The sequence below is a fragment of the Kribbella sp. NPDC048928 genome (genome assembly GCF_043197975.1).
In the GTDB taxonomy this organism is placed as follows: domain Bacteria; phylum Actinomycetota; class Actinomycetes; order Propionibacteriales; family Kribbellaceae; genus Kribbella.
Genome location: NZ_JBICUC010000012.1, coordinates 130,652 through 156,268, shown reverse-complemented (window position 1 = coordinate 156,268; position 25,617 = coordinate 130,652). Strand labels below are relative to the sequence as shown.

28 protein-coding genes are annotated in these 25,617 nt (G+C 68.0%); 15 read left to right on the top strand and 13 right to left on the bottom strand.

What is annotated here, in order from left to right; translation table 11 throughout:
* Together ACGFI6_RS39035 and ACGFI6_RS39030 are read left to right on the top strand one after the other, a co-directional pair.
* Window positions 1-177, top strand: coding sequence for a DUF6104 family protein (locus ACGFI6_RS39035; RefSeq protein WP_393127713.1), 177 nt, complete (start codon window positions 1-3; stop codon window positions 175-177).
* A gap of 14 nt (window positions 178-191) precedes the next feature.
* Window positions 192-908: an AAA family ATPase gene (locus tag ACGFI6_RS39030; protein ID WP_393127712.1), complete on the top strand. Its 717-nt coding sequence runs from the start codon at window positions 192-194 to the stop codon at window positions 906-908.
* On the opposite strand, the gene ACGFI6_RS39025 is transcribed toward ACGFI6_RS39030, so the two are convergent.
* Window positions 905-1,255, bottom strand: coding sequence for a helix-turn-helix transcriptional regulator (locus ACGFI6_RS39025; protein WP_134109011.1), 351 nt, complete (start codon window positions 1,253-1,255; stop codon window positions 905-907). The genes ACGFI6_RS39030 and ACGFI6_RS39025 overlap by 4 nt on opposite strands.
* 114 nt (window positions 1,256-1,369) lie before the next feature.
* On the opposite strand from ACGFI6_RS39025, the gene ACGFI6_RS39020 reads away from it, so the two are divergent.
* On the top strand, window positions 1,370-2,596 hold the full coding sequence (locus tag ACGFI6_RS39020; protein WP_393127711.1) for a sodium:proton exchanger: 1,227 nt from the start codon (window positions 1,370-1,372) through the stop codon (window positions 2,594-2,596).
* 47 nt (window positions 2,597-2,643) lie between these two features.
* Here the strand turns inward: ACGFI6_RS39020 and ACGFI6_RS39015 are convergent, their stop codons facing one another.
* The 9 genes from ACGFI6_RS39015 to ACGFI6_RS38975 form a co-directional block, all read right to left on the bottom strand.
* On the bottom strand, window positions 2,644-2,943 hold the full coding sequence (locus tag ACGFI6_RS39015) for a WhiB family transcriptional regulator (RefSeq protein WP_393127710.1): 300 nt from the start codon (window positions 2,941-2,943) through the stop codon (window positions 2,644-2,646).
* Between the two features lie 96 nt (window positions 2,944-3,039).
* The gene (locus ACGFI6_RS39010) at window positions 3,040-3,543 is read right to left on the bottom strand and encodes a GNAT family N-acetyltransferase (RefSeq protein ID WP_393127709.1); all 504 of its coding nucleotides are present in this window, start codon (window positions 3,541-3,543) and stop codon (window positions 3,040-3,042) included.
* Window positions 3,544-4,512 carry a zinc-binding dehydrogenase gene (locus ACGFI6_RS39005; RefSeq protein ID WP_393127708.1) on the bottom strand — a complete coding sequence of 323 codons (969 nt, stop codon included), beginning with the start codon at window positions 4,510-4,512 and terminating at the stop codon, window positions 3,544-3,546.
* Between the two features lie 46 nt (window positions 4,513-4,558).
* Window positions 4,559-6,106: an inositol monophosphatase family protein gene (locus tag ACGFI6_RS39000; protein WP_393127707.1), complete on the bottom strand. Its 1,548-nt coding sequence runs from the start codon at window positions 6,104-6,106 to the stop codon at window positions 4,559-4,561.
* Window positions 6,103-7,128, bottom strand: a complete 1,026-nt coding sequence (locus ACGFI6_RS38995) for an ABC transporter ATP-binding protein (RefSeq protein WP_393127706.1) — start codon at window positions 7,126-7,128, stop codon at window positions 6,103-6,105. The genes ACGFI6_RS39000 and ACGFI6_RS38995 overlap by 4 nt, the downstream gene beginning before the upstream one ends.
* A gap of 7 nt (window positions 7,129-7,135) precedes the next feature.
* Window positions 7,136-7,945 carry an ABC transporter permease gene (locus ACGFI6_RS38990; protein ID WP_393127705.1) on the bottom strand — a complete coding sequence of 270 codons (810 nt, stop codon included), beginning with the start codon at window positions 7,943-7,945 and terminating at the stop codon, window positions 7,136-7,138.
* Entirely contained in the window at window positions 7,945-8,889 is a 945-nt protein-coding gene (locus ACGFI6_RS38985; RefSeq protein WP_393127704.1) for an ABC transporter permease, read from the bottom strand. The genes ACGFI6_RS38990 and ACGFI6_RS38985 overlap by 1 nt, the downstream gene beginning before the upstream one ends.
* Window positions 8,886-10,040 carry an extracellular solute-binding protein gene (locus ACGFI6_RS38980; RefSeq protein ID WP_393127702.1) on the bottom strand — a complete coding sequence of 385 codons (1,155 nt, stop codon included), beginning with the start codon at window positions 10,038-10,040 and terminating at the stop codon, window positions 8,886-8,888. Before ACGFI6_RS38980 ends, ACGFI6_RS38985 begins: the two co-directional genes overlap by 4 nt.
* Before the next feature lie 178 nt (window positions 10,041-10,218).
* On the bottom strand, window positions 10,219-11,430 hold the full coding sequence (locus ACGFI6_RS38975; protein ID WP_393127701.1) for an NADP-dependent malic enzyme: 1,212 nt from the start codon (window positions 11,428-11,430) through the stop codon (window positions 10,219-10,221).
* A gap of 199 nt (window positions 11,431-11,629) precedes the next feature.
* On the opposite strand from ACGFI6_RS38975, the gene ACGFI6_RS38970 reads away from it, so the two are divergent.
* From ACGFI6_RS38970 to ACGFI6_RS38935, 8 genes are all read left to right on the top strand, one after another.
* On the top strand, window positions 11,630-12,469 hold the full coding sequence (locus ACGFI6_RS38970; RefSeq protein WP_393127700.1) for an ABC transporter substrate-binding protein: 840 nt from the start codon (window positions 11,630-11,632) through the stop codon (window positions 12,467-12,469).
* Window positions 12,466-13,290 carry an amino acid ABC transporter permease gene (locus tag ACGFI6_RS38965; RefSeq protein ID WP_393127699.1) on the top strand — a complete coding sequence of 275 codons (825 nt, stop codon included), beginning with the start codon at window positions 12,466-12,468 and terminating at the stop codon, window positions 13,288-13,290. The genes ACGFI6_RS38970 and ACGFI6_RS38965 overlap by 4 nt, the downstream gene beginning before the upstream one ends.
* The gene (locus ACGFI6_RS38960) at window positions 13,290-14,045 is read left to right on the top strand and encodes an amino acid ABC transporter ATP-binding protein (RefSeq protein ID WP_393127698.1); all 756 of its coding nucleotides are present in this window, start codon (window positions 13,290-13,292) and stop codon (window positions 14,043-14,045) included. The genes ACGFI6_RS38965 and ACGFI6_RS38960 overlap by 1 nt, the downstream gene beginning before the upstream one ends.
* 175 nt (window positions 14,046-14,220) lie before the next feature.
* On the top strand, window positions 14,221-15,135 hold the full coding sequence (locus tag ACGFI6_RS38955) for an ABC transporter substrate-binding protein (RefSeq protein WP_393127697.1): 915 nt from the start codon (window positions 14,221-14,223) through the stop codon (window positions 15,133-15,135).
* 6 nt (window positions 15,136-15,141) lie between these two features.
* Complete coding sequence (locus ACGFI6_RS38950) at window positions 15,142-16,113, top strand: amino acid ABC transporter permease (protein ID WP_393127696.1); 972 nt, start codon at window positions 15,142-15,144, stop codon at window positions 16,111-16,113.
* The gene (locus ACGFI6_RS38945) at window positions 16,113-16,889 is read left to right on the top strand and encodes an amino acid ABC transporter ATP-binding protein (RefSeq protein WP_393127694.1); all 777 of its coding nucleotides are present in this window, start codon (window positions 16,113-16,115) and stop codon (window positions 16,887-16,889) included. Before ACGFI6_RS38950 ends, ACGFI6_RS38945 begins: the two co-directional genes overlap by 1 nt.
* A 96-nt stretch (window positions 16,890-16,985) precedes the next feature.
* Window positions 16,986-17,378: an anti-sigma regulatory factor gene (locus ACGFI6_RS38940; RefSeq protein ID WP_393127693.1), complete on the top strand. Its 393-nt coding sequence runs from the start codon at window positions 16,986-16,988 to the stop codon at window positions 17,376-17,378.
* Window positions 17,375-18,154: an RNA polymerase sigma factor SigF gene (locus ACGFI6_RS38935; RefSeq protein WP_393127692.1), complete on the top strand. Its 780-nt coding sequence runs from the start codon at window positions 17,375-17,377 to the stop codon at window positions 18,152-18,154. The genes ACGFI6_RS38940 and ACGFI6_RS38935 overlap by 4 nt, the downstream gene beginning before the upstream one ends.
* A 2-nt stretch (window positions 18,155-18,156) precedes the next feature.
* Here the strand turns inward: ACGFI6_RS38935 and ACGFI6_RS38930 are convergent, their stop codons facing one another.
* Complete coding sequence (locus ACGFI6_RS38930) at window positions 18,157-18,492, bottom strand: hypothetical protein (protein ID WP_393127691.1); 336 nt, start codon at window positions 18,490-18,492, stop codon at window positions 18,157-18,159.
* A gap of 463 nt (window positions 18,493-18,955) precedes the next feature.
* On the opposite strand from ACGFI6_RS38930, the gene ACGFI6_RS38925 reads away from it, so the two are divergent.
* Window positions 18,956-19,207 (top strand): WhiB family transcriptional regulator, encoded by a 252-nt coding sequence (locus ACGFI6_RS38925; protein ID WP_130383822.1) that lies wholly within the window; start codon window positions 18,956-18,958, stop codon window positions 19,205-19,207.
* An 843-nt stretch (window positions 19,208-20,050) separates the two neighbouring features.
* Here ACGFI6_RS38925 and ACGFI6_RS38920 read toward each other — a convergent pair.
* On the bottom strand, window positions 20,051-21,529 hold the full coding sequence (locus tag ACGFI6_RS38920) for a sensor histidine kinase (RefSeq protein WP_393127690.1): 1,479 nt from the start codon (window positions 21,527-21,529) through the stop codon (window positions 20,051-20,053).
* Window positions 21,530-21,634: 105 nt separating this feature from the next.
* On the opposite strand from ACGFI6_RS38920, the gene ACGFI6_RS38915 reads away from it, so the two are divergent.
* Window positions 21,635-22,537 carry a DUF2785 domain-containing protein gene (locus ACGFI6_RS38915; RefSeq protein ID WP_393127689.1) on the top strand — a complete coding sequence of 301 codons (903 nt, stop codon included), beginning with the start codon at window positions 21,635-21,637 and terminating at the stop codon, window positions 22,535-22,537.
* Here the strand turns inward: ACGFI6_RS38915 and ACGFI6_RS38910 are convergent.
* On the bottom strand, window positions 22,534-23,502 hold the full coding sequence (locus ACGFI6_RS38910; protein WP_393127687.1) for an endonuclease/exonuclease/phosphatase family protein: 969 nt from the start codon (window positions 23,500-23,502) through the stop codon (window positions 22,534-22,536). The two genes, ACGFI6_RS38915 and ACGFI6_RS38910, sit on opposite strands and share 4 nt — an antisense overlap.
* Before the next feature lie 83 nt (window positions 23,503-23,585).
* Between ACGFI6_RS38910 and ACGFI6_RS38905 the strand changes: the two genes are divergently transcribed.
* Together ACGFI6_RS38905 and mctP are read left to right on the top strand one after the other, a co-directional pair.
* On the top strand, window positions 23,586-23,852 hold the full coding sequence (locus ACGFI6_RS38905) for a DUF3311 domain-containing protein (RefSeq protein WP_393127686.1): 267 nt from the start codon (window positions 23,586-23,588) through the stop codon (window positions 23,850-23,852).
* Between the two features lie 62 nt (window positions 23,853-23,914).
* A complete protein-coding gene (gene mctP, locus ACGFI6_RS38900) occupies window positions 23,915-25,495 on the top strand; it encodes a monocarboxylate uptake permease MctP (RefSeq protein WP_393127854.1) in 1,581 nt (526 codons plus the stop codon).
* Window positions 25,496-25,617 lie beyond the last annotated feature (122 nt).

Below are 25,617 nucleotides of genomic sequence, written 5' to 3'. Positions count from 1 at the left end.
ATGTACTTCACCGATCGCGGGATCGAGGAGCTCGAGAAGCGGCGCGGCGAGGAGGAGGTCACACTGGCCTTCGTCGCCGAGCGGCTGCGCGAGTTCGTCGACCTGAACCCGGAGTTCGAGACGCCTGTCGAGCGCTTCGCCACCTGGCTCGCTCGCCTGGACGACGAGGACGACTGAACTAGAGTGACCGGATGCCCTTCGCCTCGCAGCCCGTACGTCGGGTTGCTGCGGCGGAGGGCATTCGTGTGTCCGGGCACTGGCCGCACACGATTCCGGCCGTCCACCAGCTGCTGACGGACGGTCTGGATCTCGAGCCGGGCGTCACGTTCCTGGTCGGCGAGAACGGTGCGGGCAAGTCGACGCTGGTCGAGGCGATCGCAGTCGCGTTCGGCCTGTCTCCTGAGGGCGGCTCCACCGGCGCCCGGCTGACCACCCGCGCCACCGAGTCCTCCTTGGCCGACGACCTGCAACTGACCCGCGGCGTCGGCGGCAAGCGCGCCGGTTTCTTCCTCCGCGCCGAGACGATGCACGGCTTCTACACCTATCTGGAGCAGAACCCAGGCGGCCCCGAGCCCGTCTTTCACGAACTCAGCCACGGCGAGAGCTTCCTGAGCCTCATCAACGACCGCTTCGTCCGGCAGGGCTTCTACTGCCTGGACGAGCCCGAGTCTGCGCTGTCCTTCTCCAGCAGCCTGGCCGTGGTCGGCGTACTGAACCGTCTGGCCGAGTCCGGCTCCCAGGTCCTGTGCGCGACCCACTCGCCCGTGATCGCGGCCCTGCCCGGCGCCACGATCCTCGAGGTCGGCGAGTGGGGCTTGCGGCGTACGACGTGGGACGACCTGCGGCTCGTGCAGAACTGGAAGGCGTACCTGCAGGCTCCCGAACGCTACCTGCGGCACATCCTCTAGTCCGTGTGCGGCGGTCTCGTACGGCGGGGTGGGTCGGGTGCGAGGGAGCCGTCCGGGGCGATGTGCTCGAAGATCTGGTCGACCAGGTTGAGCACGTGCGGGTCGTCGACGGTGTAGATGTGCCGACGGCCTTCGCGGCGTGCCGTGATGATGCCGGCCAGCCGGAGCTTGCCGAGGTGCTGGCTCGCGGTGGCGATGCTCACGCCGACGCGCTCCGCCAGAGTGCCGACGTCGTACTCCCCCTGGGCCGCCAGCGACACCAGGTGCAGGCGGACCGGAGCGGAGAGCATCGCGAAGGTGCCCGCGGCGGAATCGAGCTGCGCCTTCGTCGGTTCAGGATTCGTCATCGCGCAGTCATTGTGACTGCTGGATCGGCGATCGGGCAGTCCGGCGTGCCGGGGTGAGCACGGTCTCATACTTTCGCAATTGCGAAAGTATCAAAACGGTGGCAGGCTGGAACCATGCTTCGAGCCCTCCGCCCCGTGCTGTTGCTGCTGCTGGCGACGGTCCCCGCTGTCGTTCTGCGGCTCACCGGCACCCATCCCCCGGCGCTGGCGGCGATGGCGATCTTCGGCCTCGCCGTGGTCGCCGCGTCCTTCGTGCTGGCGTGGGCGGCCGAGGCGGCGGAGATGGACATTTCGGGCGGTCTGGCGATCGCACTGCTCGCAGTCATCGCGGTCCTCCCGGAGTACGCAGTGGATCTGTACTTCGCGCACACCGCCGGCTCCAACCCCGACTACGTGCAGTTCGCCGCCGCCAACATGACCGGGTCGAACCGGTTGCTGCTCGGCCTCGGCTGGTCGACCGTCGTCCTGATCAGCCTGTACGTCGCTTCGCGTCGCAGCGGCCGCCCTGTGAAGGCGCTGGTGCTGGAGTCGGGCTACCGCCGCGAGCTGGGCTTCCTCGCGGTCGCCGGCGTGGTGGCGTTCGTGATCCCGGTGACCGGCGAGATCCACCTGCTGCTCGGGATCCTGCTGCTCGCGTTCTTCGCCTTCTATCTGTACCGGGCCGCGACCTCCGAGCACGACGACGAGCCGGACCTGATCGGGCCCGCGGCAACGATCGGCGCGCTGCCGAAGCTGCAGCGCCGGATCACCGTGACCGCGATGTTCCTGGTGTCGGCCGGTGTCATCCTGGCCGCTGCGGAGCCGTTCGCGGACTCGCTGGTGGCCGGCGGGCGGGCGCTGGGGATCGACCAGTTCCTGCTTGTGCAGTGGCTGGCGCCGCTGGCCTCGGAGGCGCCGGAGTTCATCGTGGCGATCCTGTTCGCCTGGCGTGGCAAGGGCGCGGCGGCGCTCGGCCTGCTGATCTCGGCCAAGGTGAACCAGTGGACCCTGTTGATCGGGAGCCTGCCGATCGCGTACGGGATCGGTGGCGGTGGGGCCGCACTGCATCTCGACGGGCGACAGGTCGAGGAGTTCCTGCTCACCGCGACGCAGACCGTCCTGGGCATTGCGATCTTGCTGAACCTGCGCTTCCCGCGCTGGGCGGCCCTGACGCTGCTGGGCCTGTTCGCGGTCCAGTTCGCCGTCCCGGGTCAGACCGGGCGCTACGTGATCAGCGTGATCTACCTGCTGCTGGCCATCGGCGCGGCGATCCACAACCGCAAGCAGTTGATCCCCACGATCACCGCCCCCTTCCGCCGCACAACCGCAGCCGACCCCGACCGTGAGCTGGTCAAGGTCTGACTTTGCGGAACTTTTCCGTCAGCTGGTGACGGAAAAGTTCCGGAAAGCTAGCTCGCCTGCTGCTCTTCGAGGGGTGTGGGGCGGGCTCGGCGTTCTTGGGGGCCGGGGCGTCCGCGGCGGCGGCCGGCCAGGAACTTCTCGCCGGCGGCGGTGCCGGTGAACTTGGTCCGGCGGGCCCACTCGCGGCACTGGTCGATCACCGGGCAGGACGTCAGGCAGATCGCCTGCGCCTTGCGCTGCTCCCACTGGCTGGCCGTCTCGTCGTACGACGGCGCCTGGCCGACGCACGCAGCCTTCGCCATCCAGTTGTCGGCCGGGTCAACGATCACCGTCAAAGTAGGCCTCATGCGCTCCCCTGTTCCTCATCGATCGGGCGGATCGGTAGGAACAGACTGACCCCGGCGCATTGCCCCGGTGCGACGCCCATGTTTCCGGCGTGAAACTTAGTGCCGGACGAGCCGGATCTCGTAGAGGTCGAAGTACGGATCGTGTTTGCGCACGCCGTCGGGCTCGAACCCGTGCCGCTGGTAGAACGCCCGCGCCCGCTCGTTGTCCTCGAACACCCAGAGGAACGCGGCCTGCTTGCCGACGGCAACGTCCAGCAACCGGCCGCCGAGCCCGGTGCTCCAGAACGCCTGCCGGGTGTAGATCGCCTCCAGCTCGAACGGCACCGGCGCGTCGTCGTCGTGCCCCGGCCCGGTGGCGATGAAGCCGGCGACACGATCCTCCAGCGCTGCGGCCGGATCCGGGTTCAGCGCGATCCACCGCTGCCGTCCCGCGGTCAGCTGCGTCTGCCAGCGCTCGGTCCGGCGCTCGATGTTCGACGTACGCTCCAGCAACGCCTCGGCCGGCACCAGCCCGGCGTACGCCTCCCGCCAGCACAACAAATGACACCACGCACCAGCTTCAGCATCCTCGACTGTGGCGGGTCTGATCTCGGGATTCACTCAGACAGTAAAGACGATCTTGCCGAAGACGTCGCCTGCGTTCATGCGGGCGAAGCCGTCGCGGGCGTCGGCGAGCGGGAGGACCGAGTCGATGTGCGGTGTGATGCCGGCGTTCGCCATGAACTGGACCAGCTCGGCGAGCTCCGTCCTGGTGCCCATCGTGGAGCCCTGCACGCGCAGTTGCAGGAAGAAGATCCGGTTCAGCTCGGCGGACTTGGGCGCCTGGCCGCTGGTCGCGCCGGAGATCACCAGGGTGCCGCCCTGCTTGAGCGACTTCAGCGAGTGCGACCAGGTCGCCTGGCCGACGGTTTCCATCACCGCGTCGACCCGCTCCGGCAGCCGCGCCCCGGACTCGAACGCGTCGTGCGCCCCGATCTCCAACGCACGGGAACGCTTGCCCTCGTCGCGCGACGTCGCCCACACCCGGATCCCCGCGGCGCGCGCGAGCGTGATCAACGCTGTCGCGACACCGCCGCCGGAACCCTGCACGAGCACAGTGTCGCCCGGCTTCAGGCCCGACTGCGTGAACAGCATCCGGTACGCAGTCAGCCACGCCGTCGGCAGGCAGGCCGCCTGCTCGAAGCTCATCCCGGCCGGCTTCGGTACGACGTTCCGCGCCGGTACGGCGACCTTCTGCGCCAGCGTGCCCTGGTACCGCTCACTGAGCAGCGACCGCTTCGGGTCGAGCGTCTCGTCGCCCTTCCATGCCGGGTCCGAGACGACCGCGTGCACGACGACCTCGTTCCCGTCCGGGTCGACACCGGCCGCGTCACACCCGAGGATCATCGGCAGGTTCTGCTCGGCCAGGCCAACGCCCTTCAGCGACCACAGGTCGTGATGGTTGAGCGCAGTCGCCCGTACGTCGATGGTCACCCACCCATCACGGGCCTCAGGCTCCGGCCGCTCCCCCACCTCCAGCGCGGCGATCGGGTTCTCGGCATCGAACTTGGCAGCGTAGGCAGCAAGCATGCGGCCCACCTTAGGCGCCCCGGACCGGCTTGTTCAGTAACCGACGTCACCGGCGGCGCGCGGTTGACCAGACGTCGTAGAGCGCGGCGGCGTACTGGGGTGCGGCGGCAAGAATGCCGCCGGACTCGGGCCAGACGGTTTCGTCGCCGTTGTCGTCGAGGAGCACGCCACCGGCTTCGCGGACGACGAGTGCGGAGGCCAGGTGGTCGATGGGGCTGAACCGTTCGATCACGGCTCCGGCGCCACGGCCCGCGGCCGGTCCGGCGAGGGTGAGCGTCCCTGACCCCATCACGCGGACGGTGCAGAACCGGTCGCGGAGCCCGTCGACGAACTCGTTCATCCCGGGCCACGGCGAATGGTTCAGCAGCTCGGTGCTGACCATCTTCCCCTCGAGGCCGGACGGCGTACCGCCGGGGAGATCGAGGCGGCGCCCGTCCAGCTCCGCACCATGGCCGGCCACCGCGGCGAACACCTTGCCGCGCCACACATCGCCGACGACCGCGACGAGCGGCTCGCGGTCCACGGCCAGTGCGAGCGAGAACGCGGTCCACGGCACGCCGTTGGCCAGGTTCGCGGTCCCGTCGACGGGATCGACGTACCAGCAGGGCACGCCCGGCGCGGACGTACCGCCGAGCTCCTCGCCGACCACGAGATGGCCGGGCAGGCGTTCGGCGATGACCTGGCGTACGTGCTCCTCGACGGCGACGTCGACGGCCGTCACGTGGTCCGCGGCATTCGCCTTCGTCCGGATGTCGCCGAGATCGGCGTTGCGGGTGAACTCGTTCGCCCACTCGGCGAGCTCACGGGCGACGACGACGGCGGCGCGGAGCTCGGCACCGGCCAGCCTGGTCGGCGCGGGCGCGTGTTCCCAGGGGGCTGCGCCTTCGGCGAGGACCTTCCGGAACACGCTGAGCCGGTTGGTCGTGACCGCGTCGGCGCCGAGCGCGAGGACCCAGCGCATCGCGTCCTCGTCGTCGACCGTCCAGCAGGCGACGGACAGCCCGGCGCGGTGGACGGCGTCGACAAACTCCTGGCTGAGGACGACGTACTCGGAGTTCACGACGTCGGGCCGCAGGCTCGCGAGGACCTCGGCCGACGGTACGTCACGGCGGTCCCACGGGAGCCAGATCCGCGCTTCCGGGTCGAGGTCCCGGACGACCTGCATGGCCGCAAGAACGCCGCACCACGCGACCTGCGCCCCAGCTCCGGAGTCCAGTACAACCTCGACGGCGACTGCGGCGACCTCCGGCGTCCCGATGTCGATCAGGAGTGTAGAGGGCGTCCCGGCGACGACGGTCAGTACGTCTGCGAGCAGCGGGATCCGGTTCTCGCCCTCACCGAGCGCGGCGACGTCCGCCCAGTCCAGCTCGGAGACCTCCCGATCAAGGCCCCACAGACGCTCGAGCGTTGCATCGTGCAGCAGTACGGCGCGACCGTCCCGCGTCACCCGTACGTCGATCTCGACGTAATCGGCGGCCGCCTCGACGGCGGAACGCACCGCCGCGATCGTGTTCTCCCGGTACCGCTCGACATCGCCGCGGTGTGCGGTCGTCTGTGTGGTCCGCACCGATGCGGGGCTCATGTCCGGGCTCATGCCGGTACTCCGTGGCGGACGAGCCGGCCGTCCTCGAATTCGAGCCACTTCTCGATCCGCGCCCAGCCCTTGGTGCCGGCAACGGGCGGGACACCGGTCACGTAGGCGCGGAGCTCCGCATCCTCGCGACGCAGGTGGAGCTCGGCGAAGTGCCCGCGCGGGACGGTCCGTTCGACGGTCGCGGCGAGGCCGCCGTCCTGCTCGTCGGCCCCGAAGACGACGTCCTCGGGCCGGATGCCGATCACGCCGTCGCCGGCCACGATCCGGCCGTCCTCGACGCGGCCCTCGAGCCGGTTGAGGGCGCCGATGAACGTCGCCACGAACTCCGTCGCCGGGGCGCTGTACAGCTCGGCAGGCGTACTGAACTGCTCGATCTTGCCGTTGTTCATCACCGCGATCCGGTCCGAGACCGACATCGCCTCCTCCTGGTCATGCGTCACGATGACGGTGGTGATGCCCAGCCGCTGCTGGATCTCCCGGATGTCCTCGCGGACCTTGACCCGCAGCTTCGCGTCGAGGTTGCTGAGCGGCTCGTCGAGCAGCAGCAGCTCCGGCTCCTGGACGAGGGCCCGCGCGAGCGCCGTACGCTGCTGCTCGCCACCCGAGATCCGCGCCGGACGGGATTCCTTGTGGTGCATCAGGTTGACCAGCGTGAGCGCGGCGTCGACACGTTCGGCGATCTCCGCCTTCGGCCGCTTGCGCAGCTTCAGCGGGAAGCCGACGTTCTTCGCCACGGTCATGTGCGGCCAGAGCGCGTAGTTCTGGAACACCATGGCACTCGGACGATGCTCGGGGCCCAGGTGCACGACCTCGCGGCCGCCGACCTTGATCGAGCCCGCGTCCGGCGTCAGGAAGCCCGCGATCATCCGCAGCGTCGTGGTCTTGCCGCAGCCGGACGGGCCGAGCAGCGAGACCAGCTCGCCCGGCCGGACCACCATGTCGAGGCTCTCGATGATGCTCCGCCCGCCGAGCGTCTTGTGCAGGCCCTCGATGTCGAGACCGCCGGAAACGTCTGTGATCATGGTGCCCCTACTTGATCTGGAAGCCCTCGGCGAGGTGTCCGCCGACGATGTGCTTGTGCGCGGCCAGCAGCAGCGCGACGGACGGGATGGCGAGCAGGATCGAGAACACCGCCGCGACCTGGGTCGGATAGTTGAGCACGAGCGTGTACATCTGGGTCGGCATCGTCATGTAGTCCGGAGCGCCGACCAGGTACGTACCCTGCGCCTCGTCGAACGACGCCAGGAAGCTCATGATCGCGGCCACCAGGATGCCCGGCAGCGCCATCGGCAGCGTCACGCTGAAGAACGTGCGCAGCTTGGAGGCCCCGGCGTCCCGCGCGGCCTCCTCGAGGCTGCGCGGTACGGCGGCGAACGCGGCGGCCGGGATCCAGGTCATGAACACCACCGTGCCGAGCAGGTGCACGACGAGGATGCCGAGGATCGTGTTCATCAGGTTCAGCGCGTAGAACAACGCCGCCAGCGAGACGAACAGCCCCATCTTCGGGAACGCGTTCGCCGCGAAGACCCCGATCAGGAAGAACCGCCGTCCCGGGAACTCGAAGCGCGCGAACGCGTAAGCCGCCGGCAGGCAGATCACCGCGGAGACGACCACCGTGATCGGTGCGAAGAACAACGAGTTCTGTACGGCGACCCCGAGCGCGTGGTCGCTGAACACGACGCTCCACCAGCGGAACGTCAGGCCGTCGGGGAACAGGTTCGGGTACGTCCAGCTCGAGGCGAACGCCCGGACGGCCAGCCACGCGAGCGGCCCGATGATGAACAGCGCCAGGATGCCGGCGAACAGGACGACCAGCGCCCGGGTACCTGCCTTGGCCATCAGACCGCCCCGCTTTCCTTGGCGGAGCGGAAGTTCGCCCACACGTACACCGCGGCGATCCCGGATGCGATCACGAACACGATGAAGGCGATCACCACGGCCTGCTGCGGCTGGTTGAACGCTGAGAAGTAGTTCGACATGTCGACGCCGAGCAGGTTCGGCGAGTTCGGGCCGGTGAAGTACGGCACCGTGAACGAGCCGAGGACCCCGATCGCGGTGAACGTCGTCGCGATGATGATCGGTACGCCGGCCATCGGGACCACGACGCTCACGACCACCCGCCAGAACCCGGCACCGGCGTCCCGGGCGGCGTCGATCATCGCCTGCGGAACGGCCTGCAGACCCGAGGTGACGAGCAGGGTCGCGAACGGCAGCGAAGTCCACACCGAGCCGATCACGACGGTCACCAGCGTGTACGACCAGACCGGGAAGCCGAGCCCGAACTGGGCAGCGACACTGCGCAGGAAACCGTTCGCGGAGTAGAAGCCGAGGATGGCCCAGGACGCGATCACCACCGGAATGAACAACGGTACGACCGCGAGGGTGGAGAGGATCTTGCCGATCAGCCCGCCGGAGAACTTCAGGTACAGCCCGATCCCGACCGCCAGCAAGATCACCAGTGCGGTGCTGATCAGCGTCACCACCACGGTCACGAACAGGTCGCCGAGGAAACGTGCGTTGGTGAACATCTCGGCGTACGCCGCGAACGTCGGAACGATGCCGTGGGCACTGTGAACGTTCTGGCCGATCAGCGCGACCGTGCGGTTCAGGCCGCCGGTGAAGCCGAGGCTGAAGCCGAGCGCGAGGATCACCGGGAAGCCGATGAACATCGCGATCAGCAGCATCGGCGGCAGCGCCATCAGGAAGCCGCGCGTACTGCCCGCCGTCGCCCGTGCGGTGGCGGGCCGGATCACCGCGGGGCGGGTTTCCGCCTCCGCCGTCACTTGCCGGGAACCTTCTGGTCCCAGAGGTTGTTCAGGTCCTTCGTCATCGAATCGAAGTAGCCCTTGCGCAGGTTGTTCGTGTCCGCGTTCGCGAACTTCGTCTGCAACTCCTGCGGCAGCTTGTCGAGCGAGATCGCCGGGTAGCCGGAGATGTCCTTGACGATCAGCGCCTGCTGCTCGGGCTGCAGGACGAAGTTCGCCACCTTGAGGGCCGCGTCCTTGCTCGGGCTGCTCGCCGGTACGCCGAGGTAGGCCGCGCCGCCGGTGAACGACGGGCCGGAGATCTGCGTGGCCTTCACCGTCGCGGGGATCGCGCCGTTCGCGACGGCGGTCGTGAACATGTCGGACCAGACCGGGGCCATCGAGATCTGACCGCTCGCCAGCAGATCCAGCACCTGCTGGTTGCCGTTCGGGTAGACGCCCTTCTGGAACACGTACGGGTTCAGGCCGTGCAACGTCGCGAAGCCCTGGTCCCACGCGGGTTCGAGGCTCTTGTCGTAGCCGACCGTCATCTTCTGCCGTACGTCGGCCGGGACGTACTTGTCGAGCACGGTCGCCACGAACGATCCGCCGGAACCGCCGGACTTCGGCGAGTTGTACGTGAACTTGCCCGGGTGCGCCTTGATCCACGCGAGCAGGTCGTCCAGCGTCTTCGGCGGCGCCGGGACCGCCTTGGTGTCGTACGCGAGCAGCACCGAGGAGCCGCGGTACGGGATGCCACCGGTGCCGCCGGCCTTGACCACATCGGCCGGAATCTCGCCGAGCGCGGAGATCTTCGAGGTGTCGACCGGATCGAGGAAGTTCGCGGCCGATGCCTTCGGCACGAATCCGCCGTCGACGAGGTCGAAGCCCGGGTCCTTCTTCTGGGTCACCGACGCCGACAGCTTCGCCATCGTCTGGGCGTCGTGCTCGCCGTGCAGGTCGAGTGTGATCTGCACCTTGTAGCCGGGGTTGGCTTTCTCGAACGCGGGTCCGAGGTCGTCGGTCCAGAGCTTCTGGATGTTCGTGTCGCCGCTGATGAAGACCCTGACCGTCTTCACATCGCCGGCACCACCACCGTTCGAGGCGGTGCTCTTCTGCGCACACCCGCTCAAGGCGAGGGCCGCGGCGGTGACGGCCGCGAACGCCGTGAAGGCAGTCCTGAGCTTCATCGAAGCCTCCAGCTAGGAATCCGGTGGCCGCCCACTCCCCGGCGGGCGAGACCGCACCAATCGTGGCCTCGGCACTATGTCAAGTCAATAGCTTTCCAAGACACGTTCGAACCTGCCGGAAACCAACCAAGAGTTCACCAGGACGGTTGCTCAGCGCAACCGTCCTGGTGCCGGCGATTCAGGCGGGGCGGGCGACACCGTCGGTCTCGGCGGCCGCGGCGACGGCGGCAGCCACAGCGGGAGCGACCCGTTCGTCGAACGGCGACGGGATGATGAAGCCCGGGTGCAGGTCGGCTTCCGGGATCAGGCCGGCCAGGGCGTCCGCGGCGGCGAGCTTCATCCCTTCGGTGATCCGCGAGGCGTTCGCGTCGAAGGCGCCGCGGAAGATGCCCGGGAACGCCAGCACGTTGTTGATCTGGTTCGGGAAGTCGGAGCGGCCGGTGGCGACCACGGCGGCGTGCCGGTGGGCGATGTCCGGGTGCACCTCGGGCTTCGGGTTCGCGAGCGCGAAGATCATCGCGTCGTCGGCCAGCTGCGCGACGGCCTCCTCGGGGACCGTACCGCCGGAGACGCCGAGGAACAGGTCGGCACCGGCGAGCGCGTCGACCAGCCGGCCGGAGATCCCGCCGGTGTTGGTGTCGCGGGCGAGCGAGAGCTTCACCGGGTTCAGGTCGGGGCGGTCCTCGTGCAGTACGCCCTTGCTGTCGACCACCGCGAGGTCGCCGACGCCTGCCTGCAAGAGGATCCGGGCACACGCGACCCCGGCCGCGCCGGCGCCGGAGATCACCACGCGGATGTCCTCGATGGACTTGTTGGTGACGCGGAGCGCGTTGCGGAGCGCGGCGAGGACGACCACCGCCGTACCGTGCTGGTCGTCGTGGAAGACCGGGATGTCGAGACGCTCCTTGAGCCGGCGCTCGATCTCGAAGCAGCGCGGCGCGGAAATGTCCTCGAGGTTGATGCCGCCGAACGACGGCGCCATCCGCGCGACCGTCTCGACGAACTCGTCCACGTCGGTGCAGTCCAGCGCGATCGGCACCGAGTCGACGCCGCCGAACTCCTTGAACAGCAGGGCTTTGCCCTCCATCACCGGCAGCGACGCGGCCGGGCCGATGTCGCCGAGGCCGAGGACCGCGGTGCCGTCGGTGACGACCGCGACCACGTTGGACCTCCAGGTGTAGCGGCGGACCAGCGACGGGTCCTCGGCGATCGCGGTGCAGACCCGCGCGACACCCGGCGTGTACGCCTTCGAGAGGTCGTCGGCGTTGTCGACGTGGATCGTGGACGTGACCTCGATCTTGCCGCCGCGGTGCAGGTCGAAGACCGGGTCACCGGCGTACTTGTCGGTGGACCTTGAGGAAATGGTGGGTTCAACGGCTTGGGCGACCATGCGGGGACCCTTCGGGAGAAAGCGAGCGGATTGAAGTGGTGAGCGTTCGATGAGGGTGCGTCGAACGGCTCCGTTGCCAGGGGGTCACCCGTCGCGACGAGTAAACCACATGCACCACTGGTCTGCTGTGAGAGGCCCCACATCCCGCGAGGTGTGCCAGGATGCGGGGATTCACAACCCCTGTCGAGGAGAATCCGCGATGAACATCGTCCCCACTCTCCGCAAGCGCCGGGCGCACGCTGCCGCTGCGGTCGCCGTACTCGCGCTCACCTTGTCCGCCTGTGGCGGCAGTGACAGCGGCGGCGGGTCCGACGACAAGGCGAAGGCGGCCGGCATCACGCTGGTCAAGCCCGGCAAACTGACCATCTGCACCCACCTGCCGTACAAGCCGTTCCAGTACAAGGACGGCACCAAGGTCGTCGGCTTCGACGTGGACCTGCTCGACCTGGTCGCCCAGGACCTCGGCGTGGAGTACGACGTGGTCAACATCGAGTGGTCGCAGGTCACCTCGGGCGCCGCGTTCCAGGCGAAGAAGTGCGACATGGGCATGGGCGCGATGACGATCACCAAGGAGCGTCAGGCGGCGATCGCGATCACCGACCCGTACATGGACGCCACCCAGGTGCTGATGACGAAGAAGGACTCCGGCATCAAGACGCTCGCCGACCTGCGGGGCAAGAAGCTCGGCGCCCAGGCCGACACCACCGGCAAGAAGTACGCCGACGAGAACGCCAAGGCGAACGGGTACACGGTGATCCCGTTCAACGACCTCGCCCTGCAGGAGAACAACGTGAAGTCCGGCCGGGTGGACGCCGCGATCAACGACAACGGCGTGCTCTACCCCTATGTCAAGGACAACCCGGACATGGCCGTGGTCGCCGAGTTCAACACCGGCGAGCAGTACGGCTTCGGCGCGCTCAAGGACGGCAGCGGCCCGAAGCTGGTGACGAAGTTCAACGAACTGCTGACCAAGGCGAAGTCGGACGGCAAGTACAACGAGATCTACAAGAAGTGGTTCGGGGTTGAGCCGAAGAAGTGACTACTTCCACCGGCACTCCTGTTCAGCGGCGAGGGCTGAGCCCACGGCAGCGGGCGCAGCGCTCCCGCTGGATCCAGTACGCGATCCTCGTCGTCCTGGTGCTGGCCGCCGTGTTCAGCGCGGACTGGCATCAGGTCGCCGACGTGTTCTTCCGCCCGGCGTTCATCAAGTCGACGTTCGAGAACGGCGTCCTGCAGGCGCTGGTGAAGACCCTCGAGTACACGGCCGGCGCGTTCGTGATCGGTCTGGCCGGCGGCACCCTGCTGGCGTTGATGAAGCTCAGCCAGGTCGGCCCGTACCGGTGGATCGCGACCGCGTACATCGAGTTCTTCCGCGGGCTGCCGGCGATCGTGGTGTTCATCGCGTTCAGCCTGCTGCCGCTGGCGTTCCCGGGCATGACGATTCCCTGGGACCCGTACGGCGTCGTCTGGCTGGCGCTCGGCATCGTGGCGTCGGCGTACATGGCCGAGGTGATCCGGGCCGGCATCCAGGCGGTGCCGAAGGGGCAGGTCGAGGCGGCCCGCTCGCTCGGGATGCCGGCCGGGCTGGCGATGCGCAAGATCGTGCTCCCACAGGCGTTCCGGATCGTGCTGCCGCCGTTGACCAACGACCTGATCCTGCTCGTCAAGGACTCCTCGCTGGTGTTCATGATCGGCGTCGCCGCGGACGGGTACGAGCTCACCGGCTTCGGCCGCGACCTGGCGAACACCGACTCGAACCTGACCCCGATCGTGGTCTGCGGCTTCTGCTACCTGGTGATCACCCTGCCGCTGGGCATCCTGGCCCGCAGACTCGAAGCCCGTACGGCAAGGACCCGCTGATGGCACTGGTCGAAATCAAGAACCTGCACAAGTCGTTCGGCAGCAACCACGTCCTGCGCGGCATCGACTTCACCGTGGAAGAAGGCGAAGTGGTGTGCGTGATCGGCCCGTCCGGGTCCGGGAAGTCCACGCTGCTGCGCTGCGTCAACCTGCTGGAGAAGCCGCAAGAGGGACAGGTGATCGTCCGCGGCGAGGACATCACCGACCCGGACTGTCACCTGGACGCGGCCCGGCAGCAGATCGGGATCGTGTTCCAGCAGTTCAACCTGTTCCCGCACCTGTCCGTCCTGGCGAACTGCACCGTTGCCCAGCGCACCGTTCTCAGGCGCACCGCCGGCGACGCGGACAAGGTCGCCCGCGCGAACCTCGAGCGGGTCGGCCTGAGCGACAAGATCGAGGCGTACCCGGCGCAGCTGTCCGGTGGTCAGCAGCAGCGGGTCGCGATCGCTCGCGCACTGTCGATGGACCCGGCGCTGATGCTGTTCGACGAGCCGACGTCCGCGCTCGATCCCGAGCTGGTCGGCGACGTGCTCACGGTGATGCGCAAGCTCGCGCTGGACGGGATGACCATGCTCGTGGTCACCCACGAGATGGCGTTCGCGCGCGAGGTCGCGGACCGGGTGGTGTTCATGGACGGCGGCGTGATCGTCGAGCAGGGCCCGCCGGCCGAGGTGATCGGCGACCCGAAGGAGGAACGCACCCGGACGTTCCTGCGCCGGGTCCTCGATCCGACGCACGTGGAACCGACGAGCTGAGCCACCTCCCGGTGACGCTGCGTGTCCGCCTGAACGACGGATACGCAGCGTTCAGGCGGCCAGACTACGAATAGGTCTCTGTTCGGGGTTGGTCCGTGCGCTGCCCGCAGGTCGCTGTGTCAAGATGCGGACACATGGCACCGGGCCCGACCGGTGCCCGGTTTTGGAGGACTAGATGTCTGTCCTGCGGAGGACGCTGGTGCTGTCCGGCGTCCTGGTTCTCGCGGCCGCCGGTTGCGGTTCGAACTCTCTCGAAGGTGGTTCGTCCACCTCCCCGTCGACCGCCCCCTCGAGCGCCCCCTCCAGCGCTCCGTCGAGTGCGGGTCCGGACCTGAGCGGTTCGCTGCCGCCGAAGATCAAGGCCGCCGGGAAGATCGTCGTCGGCACCGACGCGACGTACCGCCCGAACGAGTTCCTGCAGGGCGGGAAGACCGTGGTCGGCATGGACGTCGACCTGTTCAACGCGGTCGCGCAGAAGTTCGGCGTCACGGTCGAGTGGCAGCCGGCCAACTTCGACACGATCATCACCGGCGTCCAGGGCGGCAAGTACGACGTCGGCGTCTCGTCGTTCACGATCAACGACAAGCGCAAGCAGCAGGTCAACATGGTCAGCTACTTCAACGCCGGCACCCTGTGGGCGACCGCGAAGGGCAACCCGAAGGGCGTGAACCCGGACGACGCGTGCGGCAAGACCGTCGCGGTCCAGAAGGGTACGACGCAGCTCGACGACGACATGCCCAAGCGGCAGGCCAAGTGCAAGTCGGCCGGCAAGCCGGAGATCAAGCTGGTCGTCCGGGAGAAGCAGGACCAGGCCACCGCGGACCTGGTCAGCGGCAAGGCGGACGCGATGCTCGCCGACTCCCCGGTCGTACTGGACGCGATCAAGCAGACCGGCGGCAAGCTCGACCAGGTCGGTGAGATCTACGACGCGGCGCCGTACGGCTATGTCGTCCCGAAGGCGCAGACCGCGTTCGCGCAGGCGCTCGTCCAGGCGCTGCAGTCGCTGAACACCGACGGCACGTACAAGAGCACCCTGCAGAAGTGGAACAACGACTCGGGCGCGATCACCACCTTCGCCGTGAATCCGTGAGCTGCCATGAGTGCTGAGACCGAAGCCCCGCCGCAGGACGCGGTGCCGGAGCGCCCGGGGCGGATCGAGGCGGTACCGGTCCGGCACCCGGGCCGGTGGGTCGCGATCGCGGTGATCGTGGTGCTGGCCGGGATGCTGCTGCACCTGCTGGTCACGAACAAGGCGTTCGAGTGGCGGTTCGTGTTCCAGGCGATGAACCAGCAGCCGGTGATCAACGGGTTCCTGAAGGGCACCCTGCTGGTCACCGTGCTGTCGATGATCGTCGGCGTCGGGGGCGGCGTCCTGCTGGCCGTGATGCGGCTGTCGGACAACCCGATCCTGTCCGGGGTGTCCTGGGTGTTCACCTGGTTCTTCCGGAGCATCCCGCGCTACATCCTGCTGTTCACGATGGGCACGCTCGGGATCCTGTTCCAGCAGGGCATCTCGTTCGGCGTCCCGTTCGACTGGAAGATCATCGACTGGCTCGGGATGTCCGGCGACTGGCGGTTCTTCACCCTGGACGCGAACCAGGTCTTCACCGGGATCGTTGCCGGTGTCATCGGTCTGGGGCTGTCCGAGGCGGCGTACATGGCCGAGATCGCCCGGGCCGGGATCATGAGCGTGGACCCGGGCCAGGCCGAGGCCGCGGAGGCGCTCGGGATGAGCAGCGGCAAGGTGATGCGCCGGGTCGTGCTGCCGCAGGCGATGCGGGTGATCGTGCCGCCGACCGGCAACGAGACGATCGCGATGCTGAAGGACACCTCGCTGCTGCTCGCGGTCCCCGTGATCGGCGAGCTGTTCTACCAGCTGCAGTCGATCGGCAGCAACTTCTACAAGACGTTCCCGATCGCGGTCGCCGCGACGCTGTACTACCTGGCCGCGACCAGCGTGCTGATGGTCGGGCAGTACTTCCTCGAGCGGCACTTCGGTCGCGGCTTCGGGACCAAGGCGCCACGTGGTCCCCGTGCCGCGCGGCCGGCCGGGGCAGGAGGCGCCTGATGCCACTGGTGCACGCGGTCAATGTGACCAAGTCCTTCCACCACAACGAAGTACTCAAAGGCATCGACCTCGATGTCGATCGCGGGCAGGTGGTGTGTCTGCTCGGGCCGTCGGGATCCGGCAAAACCACCTTCCTGCGCTGCATCAACCAGCTGGAGACGATCGACGGCGGCCGGATCTGGGTCGACGACGAGCTGATGGGCTACACCGAGCGGAACGGCAAGCTGTACCGCCTGAAGAACAAGGAGATCGCGGCGCAGCGGCGCGAGATCGGGATGGTGTTCCAGCGGTTCAACCTGTTCCCGCACAAGACCGCGCTGGAGAACATCGTCGAGGCGCCCACCCAGGTCAAGGGCGAGACCAAGAAGACGGCCCGGGAGCGCGCGATGAAGCTGCTCGACCGGGTCGGCCTCGCGGACCGCTGCAACGCCTACCCGGCGCAGCTGTCCGGCGGGCAGCAGCAGCGGGTCGCGATCGCGCGGGCGCTGGCGATGCAGCCGAAGCTGATGCTGTTCGACGAGCCGACGTCCGCGCTCGACCCGGAGCTCGTCGGTGAAGTGCTCGCGGTGATGCGGGAGCTGGCGCTGGACGGGATGACGATGATCGTGGTCACCCACGAGATGTCGTTCGCCCGCGACGTCGCCGACACCGTCGTCTTCATGGACGCCGGCGTAGTGGTCGAGTCCGGTCCCCCCAAGGACGTCATCGGCAACCCCCAGCACTCCCGTACGCAAGCCTTCCTGACCCGCCTCCGCTCGGAGCACGAACACCCCTAGATGGTTTCTCACCTCGTATCGGCCCCGTTCGCCGTGCATCAAACCCTTTGAGGTTGGATGATGGTCGGCGTGGCGGGTCGATACGAGGGAGATCACGTGAGTAGCAGTGCAGGGGCCGCTGAGGTTCGTCTGAGTATTCCGGCGGACAGCGCGTACATCGCCGTACCGCGGTCGGTGGTGGGCAACCTCGCTGCTCGCAACGACTTCACGCTGGACGCGATCGACGATCTGCGGATCGCCGTCGACGAGGCCTGCGCACTGCTGCTGCCGCAGTCGGCCGACGGCGTACTGGAGTGCGTGTTCCAGATCGCGCCGCCGCAGCTCACCGTGCGCACTAGCGCCGTCGTACCGAACGGCTGGCAGCCCGACACCACGTCCTTCGGCTGGACCGTCCTGACCGCGCTGGTGGAGTCGGCTGCCGCGGAGACGATCGACGGGCGGCTCACCATCACCGTGACGGCCACCGCCACCGCCACGGAGAGCCTGTGAGCGACGAACAGGCCCAGGAGTTCCCCGATCTACGAACCCGGACCGCCGACCTGTTCCAGCAGATGGCGGCCGGGCGCACGGATCCGGTGTACCCGATCGCCCGCGACGGCCTGGTGTCCTTGCACATGCCGCTGGTGGAGCACCTGGCCCGCCGGTTCCGCAACCGCGGCGAGCCGTACGACGACCTCGTCCAGGTGGCCACGATCGGGCTGATCAAGGCCATCGACCGGTTCGACTCCGACCGTGGCGTCGAGTTCTCGACGTACGCGACCCCGACGATCCTCGGCGAGATCAAGCGGTACTTCCGCGACAAGGGCTGGGCGATCCGGGTCCCGCGGCGGCTGCAGGAGCTGCGGCTGTCGCTGACCGCCGCGACCGCCGAGCTGACCCAGGAGCTCGGCCGGGCGCCGACCGTGGCGGAGCTGTCTGAGCGGCTCGGGCTGTCGCCGGATCTGGTGATCGAGGGCCTGGAGTCCGCGAATGCGTACAACACCTTGTCCCTGGACGCTCCCGATCAGAACGAGACCGACGCGACGACGGTCCTGGACGGTCTCGGCGGCGAGGACGAGGCCCTGGAGAGTGTCGAGTACCGGGAGTCGCTGAAGCCGCTGCTGGCCCAGCTCGACACCCGGGAGAAGCGGATCCTCACGCTGCGGTTCTTCCGCGGGATGACGCAGTCCCAGATCGCCGAGGAGATCGGCATCTCCCAGATGCACGTCTCGCGGCTGCTCGCCCGTACCCTCACCGAACTCCGGACGGGGCTGCTCAAGGAGTAGGGCTAGAGGACGGGGTGATCGTTGGAGCCACCACCGGTCAGGGCCTCGGTGGAGGCCTTCTGGAACACGCACACCATGATCACGACGGCCAGTACGGCGAGGCCGGCCGCGATCGCCTTGCTGCCGCCGTCCCACAGGCTGTACGCGACCAGGAGCTGGATCAGCTGCGTGAACACGGTCGGCCCGCGACTCCAGCGAGCCGCCTTCCAGAGCCCGCGTACCGCGACGAAGACGAGCCCCGCGCCGTACAACAGGAAGAAACCGGTCGTGGTGAGCCCGAGCACGAGGCGGGAACCGTCGATCGTGAAGGCTTGGGCAATTCCGAGAACGATCAGCACAAGCCCTTCCACAGCGACCACTGCCGCAGCTAACTTGAGCGGTCTCGGCACTGCGGCAACTGGGGAGTCGGTCGGCACTTCGCCAGCTTAGTGCGGACGGTCCGAGGGGGTGCGCGAACCCAGGCCCCACAGGGATTCCAGGTTGTGCGTAACCAAAAGCCGGTTGATGCGGTTACTTGCAGTGAACGGGTGCTTGCAGATGGGCCGCTTCGTCCGATAACCGGAGGGAGGGAGCCGCTCTGTGCCAGTTCGGAGTGTTAAGGAAGCGTTGTGATCGGATCGACAACTGCAGAACTCTTGTTTCGGTCCGCCAAGATTGGGAACATGGTCTCGTTCGTGAAAGCGTTCACAACAGGCGCCACACTGACCCCCGTGTGACACGAACCGACGAGTACAGCACCGCTGATCGGGTACAGAGCTACTCGGCAGCATACGTCAACTACTGAGAGAGATGGGATCCGCCATGGATTGGCGCCACCGGGCCGTATGCCTCGACGAGGACCCGGAACTGTTCTTCCCCATCGGCAACACCGGGCCCGCGATCATGCAGATCGAGGAGGCCAAGCAGGTGTGCCGCCGCTGCGACGTGCGTGAGCAGTGCCTCGCGTGGGCGCTGGAAGCCGGCCAGGACCACGGTGTCTGGGGCGGGCTGAGCGAGGACGAGCGCCGCGCGCTGAAGCGCCGCAACGCCCGCCAACGCATTCGCACCGCCTGAGCAAGTCCTCTCGAGGCCCCGCGGAACGCTCCGCGGGGCCTTACTGTTTCCCCACCCACCCCACGCCACCACCCACCCCACCCCACCCCACGCCACGCCACGCCACCACCCCACCGGTGCCGTGCCGCCCCTCCGCATTTGGCTGGCAGACCAGCCAATTTGGCTGGCAGACCCAGCAAATGCTGGGTTCCACAGTCGTATCCACGGTGCAGAACCCCCTATTTGACGCTCTTGTGTCCGATGTGTGGGTGCCGACGACTCCCATTCCGTCCGTCCAGCGGGTTGGGGCACGGGTAGTAGGCGGTTGGCTGATGCAGCACGCGAGCCGCGACACCCTCGTCCAGCCCTCCGTGCAGGCCTGCGCCGAGTCGTCGCGCTTAGCTCGGCCCCCTCGCCAACTGCCGCCCGGCGGTGGCAGGTCTGGTCGGGGGGGTGGTGGGGCGGGCAGCTCGACAGGACAGTCGGTTGGCATCTGGCCGGGGGGGCGGGGGGTGGCGGGCCGACAGTTCGACAGGACATGTCGGTCGGCGTCTGGCCGGCGGCTAGTGCACCTGAGCGTGAAAATGCACGGCGCGCACGGTGTCTCAGGGTGCACTACCTGTCGAAATGTCCATAGCCGGCCCGGTTGGTTGGCTGGTGAGCCAGTTTCGCACCGGAACCCCACGCCCGCCTGCCGTCGGTCCACCCACACATACGACAGGAACCCCATATTTGATGGGTCTGCCAGTCAAATGCGGGGGTGGGTCGGGCGAAACAGGAGATGAGAGCCGGGCACGACGCGCGGGTGGGCGGGTCGGCACGACGCGCGGGTGGGCGGGTCGGCACGACGCGCGGGTGGGCGGGTCAGTCCTTGACTGGGATGTCCAGGGTTACCTGGGTGCCGGGGTTGCGGTCGGCGCGGTTGCCGAAGGTGAGGGTGCCGTCGAGTTCGCCGATCACCAGGGTGCGGACGATGGACAGGCCGAGGTTGCCGGACAGTTCGGAGTCGAAGTTCGCCGGGAGACCCTGGCCGTCGTCGATCACGTTGATGTGCAGGCGGCCGAGCGAGCGTTCGGCGGTGAGCTCGATCGAGCCGTTCGCCGCTCCCCCGTCGCGGCCGCCGAAGGCGTGCTCGACGGAGTTCTGCATCAGCTCGGTGAGCACCATCGCCAGCGGCGTCGCGACCTCGGAGTCCAGGACGCCGAACGACCCGCGGCGTTGGGTCCGGACGGTGGTCGCGACCGTCCCCACCTCGGCGACCATCGCAGCGACGCGGTCCGCCACGTCGTCGAAGTCGACGTGCTCGTCGAACGACTCCGAGAGCGTCTCGTGCACGATCGCGATCGACCCGACCCGCCGGACGGCCTCGGCCAGCGCGTCCTGTCCTTCCGGTACCGAGATCCGCCGGGCCTGCATCCGGAGTAACGCGGCGACCGTCTGCAAGTTGTTCTTGACGCGATGATGAATCTCCCGGATGGTCGCCTCCTTGGTGACCAGCTCCCGTTCCCGGCTGCGCAGCTCCGTCACGTCCCGGAGCAGGATCAGGGCACCCACGTGCTGCCCGTCGGCGCGCAGCGGGATCGCCCGCAGGAACAAGGTGGCGTCGGAGTTCTCGATCTCGATCTCCTTGGCCGCGCGTCCGGTGACCACCGACGCGAGCACGTCGTCCACCTTGTGTCCGGAATGCAGCAACTCCGCGGTGACGTCCTTCAGCCGGGAGCCGACCAGATCGGTCACCAGGCCCATTCGGCGGTACGCAGACAACGCATTGGGGCTGGCGAACGTCACCATTGCGTGCCGATCGATCCGGATGCAGCCGTCACCGACCCGTGGGGTGGTGGACAACAGCCGTTCGCCGCCGTACGGGAAGATGCCGTCGGTGATCATCCGGGCCAGGTCCGTCGCGCTCTGCAGGTACGCGATCTCGAGCCGGGACGGGGTGCGGACACCGAGCAGGTTGGTGTTCCGCGCGATCACCGCGATCACCCGGGAGCCGCGGCGTACCGGGATCGTCTCGACCCGGACCGGGACGTCGTCGCGCCACTCCGGGTCGCCCTCGCGGCAGATCCGGCCGCCGTCGTACGCCTGGTCCAGCAGGTGCCGGCGCCCGCGCGGGATGAAGCTGCCGACGATGTCGTCGAGGTACGCCGTGGGTCCGGTCGTCGGGCGCATCTGCGCACCGGCCCAGAACCCCAGCCCTTCGGTGTCGGGAAGCCAGAGCACCAGGTCGGCGAACGACAGGTCGGCGAGCATCTGCCAGTCGGAGACGAGCAACTGCAGGCGGTCCAGGTCGGCCTGGTCGAGCGTGGTGTGGTTCCGCGCCACATCGGTCAAAGACGGCACGGTCAGATGCTACCCAGGGCCTTATACCAGCCGGTGCGGTGGTTCGCTCGACAAGTGGGTGTGTGTAGGTGTTGATTGATCAGGCACAGATGAAAGGATGCTCGGGTGGAGTCGACGTACTGGCAGGACGTGATGGCCGCGGACTACGCGGTACCGCACGACCGTACGCTGACCGATCTCACCGAGGAGCTCGTCCGCGGCCTGGCCAGTACCAATCCGCAGGTCCGGGACGCCCTTGCCTATCCGACGCTCGCCACCTGGCTCGAGCGCGGGGTGTACGACGATCTGCTGCCCGGCTTCGGGGACGGACTCTGTGCCGGCCTGAACTACGGGCTCGGTGAGGACGGTACCGACACGGTCTTCCGCCGCTCGTTCACCGCGCTGACGCTGGCGGAGGTGATCCACCGCGACAACGCCGAGTTCCTGGTGCACGACGAGGTGGTGATGCGCTGGGGTGACCGGCTGGCGACCTGGCTGCTGCGCGAGCGCGACCTGCGCGGGTACGTGCAGGACTGCGGATGGGCGCATGCGGTTGCCCACGGCGCCGATGCGATCGGCGCGCTGGCGCGGTCGCGGCACTGCGACGCCGGTGTGCTGCGGGCGCTGCTCGACGTGCTCGCGGACCGGATCGTCAAGGACACCCCGTACCGCTGGGTGCACGAGGAGCACGATCGCGTCGCGCATGCGGTGATGACGATCCTGCACCGCAACATGCTGACCAGCGACGAGCTCGAGCGCTGGCTGAAGCCGATCGCCGCGACCGCGGGCCAGCAGCCGCTGATGCACGAGACGCTGCCGGAGTGGCCGAGCCCGAACGTGTTCAACGCCCGCGGGGTGCTGCACGTCCTGCTCAGCCAGCTCGCGATCGGTGTGAAGGGTTTCCCGATCCCCGGCGACGACGAGCTGTTCGGGCGCCCGATCGAGGCGCGCGCGGATCTGCTGCTGATGCTGACCGAAGCGGTACAGGCTTCCCAGCCGTACATCTACCGCCCGGCCACGACTTCCTAGGGCACAAGGGCAATCGTTGCGACGACGGCGCGGTGGTCGGTCCCTTCGATCGGGTACGTGGTGAAGGTGCCGGGCTGGAACTGCCGGGTCACCACGACGTGATCGATCTGCGTCCGTAGTACGGCGGGCTGGTCGGCCGGCCAGGTGCCGCGCAGTCCGCCGCCGACGGACGGGCCGACGCTGCGGCAGTACCCACCGAGGGCGCCGCGGAAGTCCGCGTGGTCGACGCCCGCATTGAAGTCGCCGGCGATCACGGTCGGTGGATCCTGGGTGCACCATTGCCGCACCTTCAGCAGGTCGTGCTTCCAGGTCGTCACCGAGTCCGGCAACGGCGGGTAGCCGTGGTACGCGATCAGCCGGATCGAGCCGAGGTTGCCGCCCGTCACCACGATGTTCCCGAACGTGGTCCCGGTCTCGCTCGCGAACGTCACGTCGCCGAGCGCCGCCGACACCAGTACGCTCGTCGCGCCCGGCACTGCCCGAGTCGGCTGGGCGGTGAATCCCTTGTACTGCTGGTCCTGCAGCTGTGCGCGGATCTGCTCGCGCACGTCGGCCTGTGCCTCCGGCAACGAAACCAGGTCCGGCCTGCGATCCCGGATCAGCTGCGCGACGTCTGCGGCCCGGGCGCCGCCACCGAGCACGTTCGCGACCATGACAGTCAGTACCCGCGCCCCGGCCGGTGCCGGTCGCGCCGCGGAGAACTGCCGCGGTGCGGTCAGCGCCACACCGACGAGCGCCAGTACGCCGATCAGCGCCGCCGCGATCCGCCAGCCCCGGCGGATCAGCATCAGGACCGCCAGCACCAGGACGACGACGAGGAGCTGCGGGCGGAACGCGGCCAGCTGCGCGAACGGCGTCAGCTCGTCCAGCCCGAACAGCTCGGGATAGAGCGGCACGGCAACGATGACGAGGAACAGCACGGACAGCACGAGGCGCCGTACGAACCATGCCTTTTCGTTATCCATGCACTTCCCTGTTGATCTGGTACGACCGGTTTCCGAACGGTAGCGTGCTCCGGTGCGCCTGCAGTGTCCCGAGGAGGTTTGCAGTGTCACGATTGTCCGCGGTCAAACCCGCGTACTGGATCTCCGGTGTACTTGTGGTGGTGGCCGTCGTCCTGCCGTTGCTGGTACCGACGTACGCCAAGAAGGATCCGCATCTGTGGGGTTTCCCGTTCTTCTACTGGTACCAGCTGCTCTGGGTCTTCCTGTCCGCGATCCTGGTCAGCATCAGCTACTGGCTGGTGCGCGGCGAGGAGCGTAAGCGGCGCGCGGCCCAGGGACTCGGGGACCCGGAGAAGGAGGGCGACCAGTGAACACCGACATCGACTGGGTGCAGCTGATCATCGTCGTGGTGATCTTCGCCGGCGTCACCGCGATGGGCTTCATGGCCGCCCGGTGGCGCAGCGGCGGTCACCTCGAGAGCCTCGACGAGTGGGGTCTGGGCGGCCGCGGCTTCGGCACGTTCATCACCTGGTTCCTGCTCGGCGGCGACCTGTACACCGCGTACACGTTCATCGCGGTGCCCGCCGCCATGTACGCGACCGGTGCGATCAGCGGTTTCTTCGCGGTGCCGTACACGATCGTGGCGTACCCGATCGTGTTCATCTTCATGGCCCGGTTGTGGTCGGTCTCGCACCGGCACGGGTACGTGACGCCGGCCGACTTCGTGAACGGACGCTACGGCAGCAAGCTGCTGTCGCTGGCGGTCGCGGTGACCGGCATCCTCGCGCTGATGCCGTACATCGCGCTGCAGCTGGTCGGTATGCAGGCGGTCTTCGAGACGATGGGTCTCGGCGGCAACAACACGCTCGCCAAGGACCTGCCGCTGCTGATCGCGTTCGCCGTGCTCGCGGCGTACACGTACTCCTCCGGTCTGCGGGCGCCCGCGATGATCGCGTTCGTCAAGGACTTCTTGATCTACGTGGTGATCCTGGTCGCGATCTTCTACCTGCCGCACGTGCTCGGCGGCTGGGACGGGATCTTCAACGCGGCGCAGGAGAAGCTGGCCAAGCCGAACCCGGCGACCGGCAAGCCGACCGGGGCGTTCATCCCGGCCGAGGGCGGCTACGTGTCGTACTGGACGCTCGCCCTGGGCTCCGCGATGGCGCTGTTCATGTACCCGCACTCGGTCACCGCGGTGCTGTCCACGAAGACGCGCAACGTCGTCCGGCGCAACGCCGCGATCCTCCCGGCGTACTCGCTGCTGCTGGGACTGCTCGCACTGCTCGGCTTCATGGCGATCAAGGCGAACGTGAACGTGAAGGGCCTGGACGGCCTGGCCAACCCGCAGCTCGCGATCCCGCGGCTGTTCGACCAGGAGTTCCCGTCCTGGTTCGCCGGCATCGCCTTCGCGGCGATCGCGGTCGGCGCCCTGGTGCCGGCGGCGATCATGTCGATCGCGGCCGCCAACCTGTTCACCCGCAACATCTACCGCGCCTTCTTCAAGCCGGACGCGACGCCCAAGCAGGAGGCCAAGGTCTCCAAGCTCGCGTCCCTGCTGGTCAAGGTCGGAGCGCTGGCGTTCGTGCTCGGGATGGACAAGACGATCGCGCTGAACCTGCAACTGCTCGGCGGGATCTGGATCCTGCAGACGTTCCCGGCGATCGTGGTGGGCCTGTACACCCGCTGGTTCCACCGGTACGCGCTGCTGGCCGGCTGGGCGGTGGCGATGGTGTTCGGCACGTTGTCGGCGTACAACGTGGTGAACCCGGCGACCAAGAAGCACTTCGGTGGTTCGGTGGCGAACATCCCGTTCACCAACACCCCGGCGTACATCGCGCTGACGGCATTCGTCATCAACGTGATCGTCGTGGTCGTGCTGACGTTCGTGTTCCGGGCCGTCAAGGTGCCGGACGGCGTGGACACCACGCACGCGTCGGACTACACCGCGGACCGTGGTGACCCCGGCGTCGAGGACGTCATCAACGACGGCGGAGCAGCAGCAGTCAAGCCCTAGGGTGGTCGTGGCGGCGGCCGGGAGCTTTCCCGGCCGCCGCTTTGTTGTCGAGTGCCGTCACTTTTTGCGGTTAAGTCGACACGCTGCGGGGTCAGCTTGCCCGGTTTCGGGCCGTTGATTCG

Coding starts and splice junctions, on each gene's coding strand:
- ACGFI6_RS39000 (WP_393127707.1), bottom strand. CDS start 6,106: ATGAGCCCGGACATGAGCCCCGCATCGGTGCGGACCACACAGACGACC.
- ACGFI6_RS38970 (WP_393127700.1), top strand. CDS start 11,630: ATGAACATCGTCCCCACTCTCCGCAAGCGCCGGGCGCACGCTGCCGCT.
- ACGFI6_RS39035 (WP_393127713.1), top strand. CDS start 1: ATGTACTTCACCGATCGCGGGATCGAGGAGCTCGAGAAGCGGCGCGGC.
- ACGFI6_RS39005 (WP_393127708.1), bottom strand. CDS start 4,512: ATGCTTGCTGCCTACGCTGCCAAGTTCGATGCCGAGAACCCGATCGCC.
- ACGFI6_RS38910 (WP_393127687.1), bottom strand. CDS start 23,502: ATGGATAACGAAAAGGCATGGTTCGTACGGCGCCTCGTGCTGTCCGTG.
- ACGFI6_RS39025 (WP_134109011.1), bottom strand. CDS start 1,255: ATGACGAATCCTGAACCGACGAAGGCGCAGCTCGATTCCGCCGCGGGC.
- ACGFI6_RS38945 (WP_393127694.1), top strand. CDS start 16,113: ATGCCACTGGTGCACGCGGTCAATGTGACCAAGTCCTTCCACCACAAC.
- ACGFI6_RS38955 (WP_393127697.1), top strand. CDS start 14,221: ATGTCTGTCCTGCGGAGGACGCTGGTGCTGTCCGGCGTCCTGGTTCTC.
- ACGFI6_RS38980 (WP_393127702.1), bottom strand. CDS start 10,040: ATGAAGCTCAGGACTGCCTTCACGGCGTTCGCGGCCGTCACCGCCGCG.
- ACGFI6_RS39030 (WP_393127712.1), top strand. CDS start 192: ATGCCCTTCGCCTCGCAGCCCGTACGTCGGGTTGCTGCGGCGGAGGGC.
- mctP (WP_393127854.1), top strand. CDS start 23,915: ATGGGCTTCATGGCCGCCCGGTGGCGCAGCGGCGGTCACCTCGAGAGC.
- ACGFI6_RS38925 (WP_130383822.1), top strand. CDS start 18,956: ATGGATTGGCGCCACCGGGCCGTATGCCTCGACGAGGACCCGGAACTG.
- ACGFI6_RS38995 (WP_393127706.1), bottom strand. CDS start 7,128: ATGATCACAGACGTTTCCGGCGGTCTCGACATCGAGGGCCTGCACAAG.
- ACGFI6_RS38950 (WP_393127696.1), top strand. CDS start 15,142: ATGAGTGCTGAGACCGAAGCCCCGCCGCAGGACGCGGTGCCGGAGCGC.
- ACGFI6_RS39020 (WP_393127711.1), top strand. CDS start 1,370: ATGCTTCGAGCCCTCCGCCCCGTGCTGTTGCTGCTGCTGGCGACGGTC.
- ACGFI6_RS38960 (WP_393127698.1), top strand. CDS start 13,290: ATGGCACTGGTCGAAATCAAGAACCTGCACAAGTCGTTCGGCAGCAAC.
- ACGFI6_RS39015 (WP_393127710.1), bottom strand. CDS start 2,943: ATGAGGCCTACTTTGACGGTGATCGTTGACCCGGCCGACAACTGGATG.
- ACGFI6_RS38990 (WP_393127705.1), bottom strand. CDS start 7,945: ATGGCCAAGGCAGGTACCCGGGCGCTGGTCGTCCTGTTCGCCGGCATC.
- ACGFI6_RS38975 (WP_393127701.1), bottom strand. CDS start 11,430: ATGGTCGCCCAAGCCGTTGAACCCACCATTTCCTCAAGGTCCACCGAC.